The sequence below is a fragment of the Lactobacillus sp. M0396 genome (assembly GCF_016101625.1).
In the GTDB taxonomy this organism is placed as follows: Bacteria; Bacillota; Bacilli; order Lactobacillales; family Lactobacillaceae; genus Lactobacillus; species Lactobacillus huangpiensis.
This window is the reverse complement of record NZ_JACFQE010000001.1, coordinates 204,370-216,870: the sequence shown is the minus strand read 5'-3', so window position 1 is coordinate 216,870 and position 12,501 is coordinate 204,370. Positions and strand designations below refer to the sequence as shown.

Below are 12,501 nucleotides of genomic sequence, written 5' to 3'. Positions count from 1 at the left end.
TTGAAAAAAGTCCAAAAAACCTGTATCATGAGTGAAAGAGTAATATAAAATTTATTATTAGAAGAATGTTAGCATTAAATAAGGAGACTGAACATGAGCGAAAAAGAATATCGTGTTGAAAGTGATACTATCGGTCCTGTCAAAATACCAAAAGAAGCTCTATGGGGACCGCAAACAGAACGCAGTCGCAATAACTTCCCCAGCGGTGAATTAATGCCTCTTGCGATTATCCGTGCATTTTTACATTTAAAAAAAGCTGCCGCCGAATCAAATGTAGAAGTAGGAGACGAACCCGAAGAAAAAGGAAAAGCAATTGAGGATGCTGTTGACCATTTGCTTAAATTAGATGACCATGAACTACGCAAGGACTTTCCACTACATGTATTGCAAACGGGGTCTGGAACTCAAAGTAATATGAATGTGAATGAAGTTGTTGCAAATTTAGCTAATAAGTTGCATCCAAATTTGCATATCTTACCAAATGATGATGTTAATAGAGGACAATCGTCTAATGATACTTACCCTACAGCAATGAATATTGTGGCTGTTGAGGCACTGGATAAACTTGAACCAACTGTGCAACACCTAATTGATGAACTTATACTAAAACAAAATAAGTATTGGAAAACCGTTAAAGTAGGTCGTACTCATCTGCAAGATGCCACTCCAATTACTTTTGGCCAAGAAGTTTCGGGTTATATTTCTGCATTAAAACATGACTTGAATTATATTCAAGAACTTAAACCAACATTGTACGAACTGGCAATTGGAGGGACAGCTGTTGGCACTGGACTTAATGCTGCACCTGGGATGACTGAAAAAATTGCCGGTAAATTGTCCCAAGTTTACGGACATGAATTTAAAGTTAATACCAATAAGTTTTGGGGCTTAGCTCATCATTCTGGAATTGATGTTGTTCATGGTGCATTGAAAACTTTAGCTGCTGATATGTTCAAGATAGCACAGGACATTAGATTCTTAGCTTCTGGTCCAAGGGCAGGCTATCACGAGCTCAACATTCCAGCCAATGAACCTGGATCATCAATCATGCCAGGCAAAGTTAACCCTACACAAGCTGAAGCTGTAACCATGGCAGCCGCAAAAGTTTTTGGCAATGACGCTACTATTACTTTTGCCTGTTCACAAGGAAATTTTGAAATGAACGTCTATAAAACTATAATGATTACAGCTTTTCTTGATTCATGTGATATTTTAGCTGGTACTATCAGGGGGTTTGCTGATAAAATGATATCGGGCCTAACAGTTAATGCGGAAAAGATGGATGACTTGCTTGAAAGCTCTTTGATGACTGTTACAGCTCTGTCACCACACATTGGTTATCATGCAGCTGCAAAAATTGCCCAAACTGCAGATAAGGAAGGTACAACACTTAAGGAAGCAGCTTTAGATAGTGGCAAATTATCAGAGGAAGAATATGATAAGTGGATGGATTACATGGAGATGACCAATGTATCTCAAACTAATCCTGAGAAATAACTATTTTAATGTTTTTAGAGGAGAAAAATAAATGGGTAAATTTGTTTTTACGCCTAACGGCAGTGCAGAAATTAAAGACCGTTATGATGCTGTAATCGTTGGAGCCGGTGGAGCTGGTTTAACAGCAGCAATTCAGGCAAAAGAACTCGGACTCAATGTTGCTGTTTTTGAAAAAAATGCTGACCTTGGTGGAAATACCAATAGGGCATCATCTGGAATGAATGCTTCTGAAAGTTTGGTTCAACTTAATGAAGGGATTATAGACAATAAAGAAGATTTTTATCAGGAAACCTTAAAGGGTGGAGGCAAATTAAATGACCGTGACCTTTTAAGATATTTTGTTGACCACTCTGCTGTAGCAATTGACTGGCTGATGAACCATGGGATTGAGCTTACAAATCTAACAATAACAGGTGGTATGAGTAAAAAGAGGGCTCACCGGCCTGCCTCAATGGCACCCGTTGGAAATTATTTAGTTACAGGGACTTTGAAGCAAATTCAAGAAAAAAATATTCCTATTTTTAATAATTCTCGTGTAATTAGTTTATTACAAGATAAGCAGAAAAAAGTTGTAGGAATTGAAGTTAAAACTGATTCAGGAGTCAAAAAGGTTCAAGCTACAGCAATTTTACTGGCCTCAGGCGGCTTTGGTTCTTCAAAAGATTTAATACAAAAATATCGTCCAGATCTGGCAAATTATAAAACAACTAATCAACCTGGAGCTACAGGTGATGGACTCAAATTAGCAGCCAAAATTGACGCTCAATTGGAACAAATGGAATTTATCCAAGTTCATCCTACAGCCCAAACAGATACTGATCACGTCTATTTAATAGGTGAAGGTTTACGTGGCGAAGGTGCAATTTTAGTTAACAAATCTGGTCAGAGATTTGTTAATGAACTCAACACACGGAAAATAGTTTCTGATGCAATTACTAAGTTAAATGAGGATGGAGCGTATCTTCTGTTTGATCAAACGATCCGTAATAATTTCACCGCTGTCGAATTTTATGATCATGTAGGATTAGTTAATCAAGGATCTTCCATTGAGGAATTAGCAGAAAACATTGGTGTTAACAGTGATAATCTAAAGAAAACAATTTCAAAATGGAATGAAGCTGTGAAGAATAAAGATGATAGTGAATATCAGCGGACTACTGGAATGGATCGCACTATCGAACAAGGTCCTTTCTTTGCTATTCATATTAATCCAGCTATTCATTATACTATGGGTGGAATTCATATAACTCCAAAAACTGAAGTTTTGGATTCAGACGGAAACATTATTTCAGGGCTCTATGCCGCAGGTGAAGTTTCAGGAGGATTGCATGGCAATAATAGAATTGGAGGAAACTCAATAGCTGAAACTGTCATATTTGGCCGACAGGCAGGGATACAAATGGCAGAGTTTACCAGACAACATAAATAACTACTAAAAATGCTTAGAAATTCTAAGCATTTTTTATATTATTTGAAAGATGAAAATCATTTTATATTTTTAAAAAATCAAAATTTAAATTATTTATTTTAAATATTGAAAAAACTAAAAAGTAATTTTATAATTATAAATGTAAAGGATTACATTTTTAAAAATTGAAAGGAATGACGTTATGAATAAAAAGGTTTTATTAGTTGGCGATGGAGCAGTAGGCTCAACTTTTGCCAACGATTTATTGCAACATACTAGAGTTGACGAGCTGGTTATTTGTGATGTGGTAAAAAAACGTCCACTAGGTGATTCAATGGATTTAGAAGATATATTGCCTTTTACAGGAGAATGTTCTATTCATTCTGGAGAATACTCTGATGCAAAAGACGCTGATGTTGTTGTGATCACCGCTGGTGTTCCGCGCAAGCCGGGAGAAAGTCGTTTGGATCTAGTTAACAAAAACGTTAATATCTTAAAAAGCATAATTCAACCAGTAGTTGAATCAGGCTTTAATGGCATTTTCCTTGTTTCTGCTAATCCAGTTGATATTTTAACAACGCTGACCCAAAAATTATCTGGCTTCCCTAAAAATAAGGTTATTGGGACAGGTACTTCCCTTGATTCAGCACGTTTAAAGGTAGATTTAGCACGTAGATTACATGTTCCTGTTGCTGAAGTTAATTCTATGGTCTTAGGTGAGCATGGTGATACTTCTTTCGAAAACTTTGATGAATCAACAGTTAGTGGCAGGCCTCTTAAAGATTTTGATGGTATTGACAACACTGTGCTCGATCAAGTAGAATCAGGTATTCGTAAAAAAGGGGGAAAAATAATTGAAAATAAAGGTGCTACATTTTATGGCATTGCGATGATGTTAACTCAAATTGTTACCGCAATATTAACTAATCGGTCAATCGCTTTGCCTTTATCAGCACCAATTAACGGTGAATATGGAATTAAAAGTGAGCTTTATTTAGGAACTCCTACTGTAATAAATGGTGCCGGAATCAGTCAGGTGCTTGAGACTAAGCTTTCTGAAACTGAAAAAGCTAAGATGTTGAACTCAGCTTCAAAAATGCGGGAAGTACTAGATAATATTACTTTAGATTAACCAAAAGAAGGCATGACGAATGCAGGTTGGAAAAAGAATTTTTTTAAAAAGAAACCTTCCGCAAAAAGAGGTAATAGATGCATACAAAAAATTGCCATCGTCAAACGTGGCTGATTGTATGAATAGAACAGGTGCAATGGCACCGAGAATTAAGCTTATGTCCAAACCTCATGAGGAAATGTGTGGACCAGCTTTTACAGTTCATAATCGTCCAGGTGATAATCTGACCATTTATGCAGCTTTAAAATATTGTCATGAAGGCGATATCGTTGTCATTGACAATGAGAATGACAATACCAGGGCCGTTATTGGCGAAGTGATGATGACCTGGCTTCGCGACCAAAGACATGTTGCTGGAGTCGTAGTTGACGGGCCAATACGTGACATAGATAGTTTGCGTGATTGGGACTTGCCCATTTATGCGGTTAGCACAACACCTGATGGACCATATAAAGAGGGCCCAGGAGAAATAAATGTTCCAATTTCTTGTGGGAACGTGAGTGTTAATCCTGGTGACGTAATTTTAGGTGATGCCGATGGTGTTATAAAAATTGCTTTAGAAGAAGCAAGTGAATTGCTTCCAGCCGTCCAGGATTTTCACAAAAAAGATGATGCCAAAGCGGCAAGTTTTCATGATGGCACAGGAAATATAAATTGGCTTGATGAAGAACTGAAGAATAAAAATTATGAAATTATTGACGATTTTTATCGCCCGGAAAATTACAGGTAATTAAAATGAAAACACTTGAAAAAGTTAATTACAAGGGATTTATCTTACCCCTGGCTGTTGGTATTATACTTTGGTGCATCACGCCTTTGCGTCCTGCAGGTTTATCCGCTCCAGCCTGGGAAATGTTTGCTATTTTCGTAGCAACTATTGTTGGATGTATCACTAAACCTTTGCCAATAGGCGGCACCACTTTAATCGGACTTATAGTAACGGTTTTAGTTGGTTTAGCCCCAATCAAGGACATTGCAGATCCTAAAACAGGCAAAGTAACAACTGGAATTCTCAGTGCCTTTAGCAATTCAGCTTCTTGGCTAATTGCTATGGCTTTCATCATGGCATATGGTATTAGTAAAACTGGACTGGGCAACCGTATAGCTTATTGGATGATTAAACGTTTCGGCAAGAAATCCATTGGTATCGGCTATGCCATTACTGGATTGGAATTAATTTTAGGAGCTTTGATTCCATCAAACAGTGCCAGAACTGGAGGAGTCGTTTGGCCCGTAACCGAATCAATATCTAAAGATTATGATTCTTACCCTAATGACCCTTCCAGAAAGAAAATTGGTGCCTATCTCAGTTTTATGGCTTTTCATGCCAATATTCTTTCAACTGCCCTCTTTATTACCGGCGCGGCACCAAATATGGTTGCTTCACAAATGGCAGAGCAGAAAAATTATAACATGACATGGATTAGTTGGTTTTCAGCCGCAGTAGTTCCTGTTCTTGTTGCAACTATTGTCATTCCACTTGTGATTTATAAAATTTTCCCACCTGAGATAAAAGAAACTCCTAATGCTGAAAAATGGGCCACTGATCATCTCAAGGAGATGGGACCAGTTACAAAACCTGAAAAGATTATGTCAATGGTATTTTTGCTTGCCATAATCTTATGGGTTTTATCTGGCGTTTTTGATATTCCACAATTAGATTCAACTTTTGTTGCCTTTCTAGCAGTTGGCTTGTTGTTGCTAACTGGTGTTTTAACTATGAAAGATGCTTTAAACCAAACTGGAGCCTGGAATATTCTAATTTGGCTGTCAATTTTAGTTTTTATGGCAAGTAAACTTATTTCATTTGGCTTTATTGACTGGTTCTCAAAGACTATTCAAACAAGTCTTCACGGCATCAACTGGCAAGTAGTATTAGCGGTTTTGGTAATATTAATGTTTTATACCCACTACTTCTTTGCTAGTGGAACCGCTCATATGACTGCCTTATATTTACCATTCTTGTCAGTGGCAGTAGCTACTGGTGCTCCTTTGGGACTTTCTGCAATGCTGCTTGCATTTACAGGAGCTTTCAACGCTTCAACTACTCACTATGCCAACGGCCCAGCTTCAATTTTAGCTACTACAGGTTACATTAAACAAGGTGAATGGTGGAAATACAACTTTATTTTGGGAATTATCTATTTGCTGATTTTTGGAGTAATTGGAACTTTATGGATGAAAGTTATCGGAATCTGGTAAATGCTTAATGAGAAGAGTTTTATCACTAATGATGGTATACGAATAGCATATTATGATACTGAAAAAGGCAAACAACCTGTATTGGCAATTCCCGGTATAGGGAGCACCGCAATATTATGGGAAGAAGTTGCTAAACTTTTTGCAACTGACTATCGTTTTATTGTAATAGATCCGCGTAATCAAGGACATTCACAAAGAACATTTAAGGGACAGCGTATCAGTCGTCATGCGGCTGATTTAGCGGAACTGATTACCAAGTTAAACTTGAAAAATATTATTGCTATTGGAAATTCAATGGGTGCAGCAAATATTTGGGCTTATGTTTCATTACTTGGCTATGACAGGCTACATGCAATTATTGATTTGGATCAACCTCCCAAGATGATTCGAGATAGCTCTTGGGAGTACGGTTTTAAAGATTTAACTTGGCAGAATTATCCGGATTATCTAAAGGCAGATCTTGGCAATGGCATTTATGCTCATATCAATGATGAGATGTTTAAAGAGGCCAAAATAGAAGCCCAAAAATATCCGTATAATGCTGAAGAGAATTATCTTTGTCGTATAGATCATGCTGAGCAGGATTGGCGAGATGTTTTAATTGATTTAAAAATCCCAATGCTCGTTTTAGCAGGGCAGAAATCCCCCTTTTTTGATTATCACTTCGCCTTTGCTATGGAAAGGTTAAATGTAATAATTAGCGCAAAAGTTATTAAAGATTGTGGACACTTAATTCAGGCTGAGCAGCCTCTGAGCATGCATAAAGAAGTTATGAACTTCTTAAAAAATATTTAACTCAAAGTGAGAATGGAAAAATGGATAAGACCGTAGAACTTTTTTTAAGGTTACCAAAAACAAAACAAAGGTGGCAAAATTTCCTGGTTAGTCAAGGAATTAATAATTTTAGTTCTCGTGAAGTTGCTGTGATTGATCATACAGTTGGCCTAATTGATGAAGATGGTCAATTAGTAGGAACGGGTAGCATTGCTGGAAATGTTCTCAAATATATCGCAGTTTCAAATGATGAATCTGTTCAAGGAGCAAGATTTAATCAAATAGTTTCAGCTTTACAAGAATACCTTTTTAGCCAAAATATTTATCATTCGTTTGTTTTTACTAAGGCAAAATATTCTGCCAGTTTTTCTCACTTAGGATTTAAGGAACTAGCTCATACTGATGAAGCAGCTTTTTTAGAGAGTGGCACGCCTAATATTCAGGATTTTTTGGCAAAAATTCCCAGAATAAAAGACCAAAGTCATAAAAAAGTTGCAGCAATTGTCATGAACGCTAATCCATTTACTTTAGGTCATCAAGGGCTGGTAAAACTTGCTAGTAGCGAAAATGATCTGGTATATGTATTTGTTGTTGCTACAGATGCTTCATTATTTAAGACGAGCGAAAGAATGGAGCTGGTAAAACAAGGCACATCTGAGTACAAAAATGTATTAGTAGTTAGTGGTGGAAACTATTTAGTTTCTCAATCAACTTTTCCAGCATACTTTTTAAAATCACCTGATGAACTGATCGATACGCAAACAGAAATTGATGCATTAATTTTTAAAAATACTATTGCACCGAAATTGGCAATAAAAAAGCGTTATTTGGGTACTGAACCATTTTCAAGAACAACTAATTTCTATAATCAAAGCTTAAAAAACACACTTGGTCCCAAAATTGACGTTGCAATTGTTAAGCGTTTTTGCAATAGCAATCAAATAATTACAGCTACTCGTGTTCGTCAATTGATCAAAAGTGATAATTTAAAAGACATTTCAAATTTAGTTCCACCAACTACTTTTGATTTTATTAATAAAAACTATCAAATTTTACAAGAAAGAATAGAGAAAGGAATGAACATCAATGGAAATTAAGACTGTTGGAGTGGCAGGAACTTTAGAATCTTCAGATATTCAAATAATGGTATCAGCTGGTCAAAATGGCGTTGAAATTGATTTGGAATCCGAAGTAGCCAAATCTTACGGGGATCAGATCAAAAAAGTAATAACAGATGTACTTAAAAAATTCGGAATTGAAAATGCAAAGGTTAAAGCAACTGATAAAGGCGCTCTTGACTGCGTAATTGCTGCACGTACATTGGCTGCAGCTCAAAGAGCAACCGAAACCACAGATAAACCAAGATTGGAGGTACTACAATAAATGACTTACGTAAAAAATCGTTTGCGTCGAACTATGATGTTTGTACCGGGAAATAATCCAGCTATGGTTAAGGATGCCGGTATCTATGGTGCCGACTCTATTATGTTGGATTTGGAAGATGCAGTATCTCTAACTGAAAAAGATGCAGCAAGAATGTTAGTATTTAATGCCATTAAAACCGTTGATTTTGGTGGTGCAGAAGTAGTTGTCAGAATTAATGGTCAAGATACGCCTTTTTATGACGAAGATGTAAAGGCAATGGTTCGAGCAGGAGTCGATGTTATTCGTCTGCCAAAAACTGAATCAGCTGCAATGATTAAAAAATTAGTAGCTGATATGGAAAAGGCAGAAGAAGAATATGGCGTTGAAAAAGGTTCTATTGGCGTAATGGCTGCGATTGAAAGTGCTAAAGGTGTTCTTAATGCACCTGAAATTGCAACGGCCACACCATTAATGATGGGTTTGGCAGTTTCTGGCGAAGATTATACTGCTGATATGCACACTCACCGGTATCCTGACGGACGTGAACTTGAATTTGCTCGTAATATGGTTTTACAAGCTGCTAGAGCTGCAGATGTTTATGCCTTCGATACAGTTTTTTCAAATATGAACGACACCGAGGGATTTTACCGCGAGACAAAATATATTTATGAACTTGGGTATGATGGTAAGTCTTTGGTCAATCCACGGCAAATTCCAATGGTTAATAAAGTATTCAATCCTACTAAAGACGAAATTGAAAATGCACTTGCTGTGCAAAATGCAATTCAGGAAGCAAAAGCAAAAGGTTCTGGAGTAATTTCGATGAACGGTAAGATGGTTGACAAACCTGTAGTTGAAAAAGCTGATCGTGTTATTGAAACAGCAAAAGCTTCGAATTTAATTGATGAGGAGGGTAATTACATTGGAGAATAAAGTAAAGCGCAATTTGCCGGATGATTTGATGACTGATATGAATCTTAAACCATTTAAGTCTGTTGTAGTTGGCAATCCTGAAGTAAAGAGAGTTGCACCCAAAGTACAAGTTACCACCGGTGAATCAAAAGTGGTCGATTCTTTAGAAGAAGTTATCAAAAAGACGCTAAAAGACGGTATGACTATCTCGTTTCACCATCACTTTAGAAATGGCGATTTTGCTTTTAACAAAGTAATGGATTTAATCATTAAAATGGGTTATCAAAACCTGACTTTAGCTCCTTCTTCTTTGACTGGTGTTATGAATGACAAAGTAATTGAGGCAATTAAAAATGGTGTCATTACCAATATTACTTCTTCTGGAATGAGAGGCAGCTTAGGGGATTTTGTTTCCCACGGTGGACTTAAGAATCCGGTAATTTTCCGTTCTCACGGCAATCGGGCTCGTTCAATTGAAGAAGGAGAAATCAAAATTGATGTTGCTTTTTTAGGTGTTCCCAATTCTGATCCTGCAGGAAATGCTAATGGTCAAGAAGGAGATGCTGTATTCGGTTCTTTAGGTTACGCATTGATTGACTCTCAATATGCGGATAAAGTAGTTTTATTGACAGACAACATTGTTGATTATCCAAATACTCCTGCTTCTATTAAACAAACTCAGGTCGATTACGTTGTTAAGGTTGATCAAATAGGTGACGCGGATAAAATTGGTTCAGGAGCGACTCGTTTTACTAAAGATCCAAAAGAGCTGAAGATTGCGCAAACCGTTAATCAGGTAATTACTAATTCACCTTATTATAAGCAAGGATTTTCTTTTCAGACAGGATCTGGCGGAGCTGCTCTTGCTGTGACCAGATATTTAAGAGAATCAATGTTAAAAGATGGCATCACAGCATCGTTTGCTCTAGGTGGCATTACCAAGCCCACAACCGACCTACTTGAGGAAGGCCTGGTCAAAAAAATTATGGATGTACAGGATTTTGATAAAGGTGCTGCTGCATCAATGGCTAAGAATAAAAATCAACAAGAGATTGATGCATCTTGGTACGCCGATCCTCACAATAAAGGGGCAGTAGTTAATAATTTAGATGTTGCTATTCTTTCGGCTTTACAGATTGATACAGATTTCAACGTTAACGTAATGACCGGTTCTGATGGTGTTATCCGTGGTGCTATTGGTGGTCACCAAGATGCAGCTGCAGCCAAAATGACTATTATTACTGCTCCATTGGTACGCGGACGAAATGCGACTGTTGTTCCAGCAGTTGAAACAGTTGTAACTCCTGGTGATTCAATTGATGTTTTGGTAACTGAAAGAGGAATTGCAATTAATCCACGTCGTAAGGATCTCATAGATGCTTTTGCCAAAGTGCCTGAACTTAATGTAGTTGATATTAAGGAACTTCAAAAAATGGCTCAACAACAAGTTGGAGTTCCAAAACCACTGGCATATACTGATCGGACTGTTGCTCTTATTCAGTATCGAGACGGCACAATTATTGATACTATTAAGCAAGTAAAAGACTAATTATTTATTTTAAAAAAAGTGTGAGAATGAGCTTTAACTTGTTCTCACATTTTTTGGCTATAATATAAAAAGAGGAGGATGTCAGATGGTAAAAACAATTTTTGCTGAAGGTAAGCCTCAGAGTATAGCTGAAGTACTGGAAAATAAAGATGAACGAGTCAAGCTTCAGCAAGAAATTTTGCAAAAGTTTCCAAAGATTACACTATTGGATGTTAAATTGAATATTCCCGGACCTATTAAAAACAATTGTTATTTAGAAAAAATATTTGCCGAAGGTATTTTTGATTTAGAAAAAATTTTTCAAAGTAGTAATTTGCCTTTTATTCTTTATGAACATTGGGAAAAATTAACAGGCCCCGAAAATTTTTACCTTGTTAATAGTAACTATAGAGTTGTAAAAGAAAAAGCAGTTGAATTTGAAGATCATCAAAAACTAAATCGACTTTTTGATGCTGATGTTTTAATTAATAAGCAAAAACAGGCTATATCCCGCAAAGAATTGGGTATGCCTGTTCGCAGATGTTTTTTATGTTCAAGACCTGCCAAAGAATGTGCTCGTTCGAGAAGACATTCAGTCACGGAATTACAAAATTATATCACTAATTTGTATAGACAGGAGATAAAGTCTGATTAAAACTAAAGAGTGTCATTCTTATGTAAAACTCTTTCTGCTATTCCACTAGTAGTGATCAAGTGAGTAATTACGCCTGTCCTTAACGCTCCCAAAAGAGCATCTTCTTTAAAGCGATTTCTAACAATTACAAAGCGATCAGGAATTGCAAAAATATTAGAGAGGCTGATACCAGATATATGTGGTTCAATGGGACTATAAAAGCGTCCTTTAATATCATAAGGCCTGCCAAAAATAATTCCTGCTAATTGATTTTTCTCCAGACCAGCAAAAAGTTTGTCAGCATAATGATCCATAAAGAATTGACCTGATTCTAACGACTGGAATGTTCCGATACTTGCAAATACTAGGTCGAGTTGTGAGAAATATTTTTCTATGTATTCATAATATGGTTCTTTATGAACCTTTTTTACTAAAGTTGGATCAATCGCATAAAGAGGGGCAGGAAAAGTTAGACATTTTGCGCTGAACTTATTGGCAGCATGTTGAATCAATGGCAGTTTACGCTTGCTTGCATTAACCACTTGACCTAACAACTGTACAAAAGTCAAATCATCACGCGTTTCTACTGAAAAATCATCAATAATGTCTCTTAAGAGAGTTCCCCAAGTTAAACCAATGACATGAGCGGAATTAATATAATTCTGTATTTGTTTAGCTGCAAAGTTAACAATCATTTCATTATCTTGATTTTTGGTTTCTTTATCTTCTAAGATATAAATTTCTTTTAAATCAAAGAGTCTTTGGAATTCACGCTCAAGTTTTTGTGCCCGTTTAGGACTTTGATAAATACTAATTTTCACAATTCCCTTATCTTCGGCTTCTTCTATTGCTTTAGCTATAAGATAACGAGAGAGATTATACTTTTTCGAGATTTCTGCAATGTTCAGCTTGCTCAAAAAATAGTCATGTGCGATATTCGCAAGTTGTTCATCTGTTAACAATGTCATTTGCTTATTCCTATTCTTTATACTTTACATTTGTTTTAATTATATTAGAAAAAAAGCTTTAATACTATAACTTAAGTAACT

At 36.4% G+C, this 12,501-nt stretch carries 12 protein-coding genes; 11 read left to right on the top strand and 1 reads right to left on the bottom strand.

The genetic code is table 11. From position 1 onward, the window contains the following. The first annotated feature begins 93 nt into the window (after positions 1-93). From H3T43_RS01020 to citX, 11 genes are all read left to right on the top strand, one after another. The gene (locus H3T43_RS01020; RefSeq protein WP_198211909.1) at positions 94-1,497 is read left to right on the top strand and encodes a class II fumarate hydratase; all 1,404 of its coding nucleotides are present in this window, start codon (positions 94-96) and stop codon (positions 1,495-1,497) included. Positions 1,498-1,528: 31 nt separating this feature from the next. Further along, the gene (locus H3T43_RS01015) at positions 1,529-2,926 is read left to right on the top strand and encodes a flavocytochrome c (protein WP_198211907.1); all 1,398 of its coding nucleotides are present in this window, start codon (positions 1,529-1,531) and stop codon (positions 2,924-2,926) included. A 181-nt stretch (positions 2,927-3,107) separates the two neighbouring features. Next, the gene (locus tag H3T43_RS01010; protein WP_198211905.1) at positions 3,108-4,037 is read left to right on the top strand and encodes an L-lactate dehydrogenase; all 930 of its coding nucleotides are present in this window, start codon (positions 3,108-3,110) and stop codon (positions 4,035-4,037) included. A gap of 19 nt (positions 4,038-4,056) precedes the next feature. Further along, positions 4,057-4,767, top strand: coding sequence for an RraA family protein (locus tag H3T43_RS01005; protein ID WP_198211903.1), 711 nt, complete (start codon positions 4,057-4,059; stop codon positions 4,765-4,767). 5 nt (positions 4,768-4,772) lie between these two features. Next, positions 4,773-6,239, top strand: a complete 1,467-nt coding sequence (locus H3T43_RS01000) for a DASS family sodium-coupled anion symporter (protein ID WP_198211901.1) — start codon at positions 4,773-4,775, stop codon at positions 6,237-6,239. Continuing rightward, positions 6,240-7,034: an alpha/beta fold hydrolase gene (locus tag H3T43_RS00995; protein ID WP_198211899.1), complete on the top strand. Its 795-nt coding sequence runs from the start codon at positions 6,240-6,242 to the stop codon at positions 7,032-7,034. Between the two features lie 20 nt (positions 7,035-7,054). Further along, the gene (citC, locus tag H3T43_RS00990) at positions 7,055-8,110 is read left to right on the top strand and encodes a [citrate (pro-3S)-lyase] ligase (RefSeq protein ID WP_198211898.1); all 1,056 of its coding nucleotides are present in this window, start codon (positions 7,055-7,057) and stop codon (positions 8,108-8,110) included. Then, positions 8,100-8,396, top strand: a complete 297-nt coding sequence (citD, locus tag H3T43_RS00985; protein WP_034979687.1) for a citrate lyase acyl carrier protein — start codon at positions 8,100-8,102, stop codon at positions 8,394-8,396. Before citC ends, citD begins: the two co-directional genes overlap by 11 nt. After that, the gene (locus tag H3T43_RS00980) at positions 8,397-9,311 is read left to right on the top strand and encodes an aldolase/citrate lyase family protein (RefSeq protein WP_109586341.1); all 915 of its coding nucleotides are present in this window, start codon (positions 8,397-8,399) and stop codon (positions 9,309-9,311) included. Continuing rightward, positions 9,301-10,839 carry a citrate lyase subunit alpha gene (gene citF, locus H3T43_RS00975; protein ID WP_305067080.1) on the top strand — a complete coding sequence of 513 codons (1,539 nt, stop codon included), beginning with the start codon at positions 9,301-9,303 and terminating at the stop codon, positions 10,837-10,839. Before H3T43_RS00980 ends, citF begins: the two co-directional genes overlap by 11 nt. Positions 10,840-10,924: 85 nt before the next feature. After that, positions 10,925-11,473 carry a citrate lyase holo-[acyl-carrier protein] synthase gene (citX, locus tag H3T43_RS00970; RefSeq protein WP_198211896.1) on the top strand — a complete coding sequence of 183 codons (549 nt, stop codon included), beginning with the start codon at positions 10,925-10,927 and terminating at the stop codon, positions 11,471-11,473. Positions 11,474-11,475: 2 nt separating this feature from the next. On the opposite strand, the gene H3T43_RS00965 is transcribed toward citX, so the two are convergent. Further along, on the bottom strand, positions 11,476-12,420 hold the full coding sequence (locus tag H3T43_RS00965; RefSeq protein WP_198211895.1) for a sugar-binding transcriptional regulator: 945 nt from the start codon (positions 12,418-12,420) through the stop codon (positions 11,476-11,478). Between the last annotated feature and the right edge of the window lie 81 nt (positions 12,421-12,501).

Excerpts from the sequence above, each read along its gene's own strand:
- H3T43_RS00995 (WP_198211899.1), top strand. The coding sequence starts at position 6,240 with ATGCTTAATGAGAAGAGTTTTATCACTAATGATGGTATACGAATAGCA.
- citC (WP_198211898.1), top strand. The coding sequence starts at position 7,055 with ATGGATAAGACCGTAGAACTTTTTTTAAGGTTACCAAAAACAAAACAA.
- H3T43_RS01005 (WP_198211903.1), top strand. The coding sequence starts at position 4,057 with ATGCAGGTTGGAAAAAGAATTTTTTTAAAAAGAAACCTTCCGCAAAAA.
- citX (WP_198211896.1), top strand. The coding sequence starts at position 10,925 with ATGGTAAAAACAATTTTTGCTGAAGGTAAGCCTCAGAGTATAGCTGAA.
- H3T43_RS00965 (WP_198211895.1), bottom strand. The coding sequence starts at position 12,420 with ATGACATTGTTAACAGATGAACAACTTGCGAATATCGCACATGACTAT.
- citD (WP_034979687.1), top strand. The coding sequence starts at position 8,100 with ATGGAAATTAAGACTGTTGGAGTGGCAGGAACTTTAGAATCTTCAGAT.
- H3T43_RS00980 (WP_109586341.1), top strand. The coding sequence starts at position 8,397 with ATGACTTACGTAAAAAATCGTTTGCGTCGAACTATGATGTTTGTACCG.
- H3T43_RS01015 (WP_198211907.1), top strand. The coding sequence starts at position 1,529 with ATGGGTAAATTTGTTTTTACGCCTAACGGCAGTGCAGAAATTAAAGAC.
- H3T43_RS01000 (WP_198211901.1), top strand. The coding sequence starts at position 4,773 with ATGAAAACACTTGAAAAAGTTAATTACAAGGGATTTATCTTACCCCTG.
- H3T43_RS01020 (WP_198211909.1), top strand. The coding sequence starts at position 94 with ATGAGCGAAAAAGAATATCGTGTTGAAAGTGATACTATCGGTCCTGTC.
- H3T43_RS01010 (WP_198211905.1), top strand. The coding sequence starts at position 3,108 with ATGAATAAAAAGGTTTTATTAGTTGGCGATGGAGCAGTAGGCTCAACT.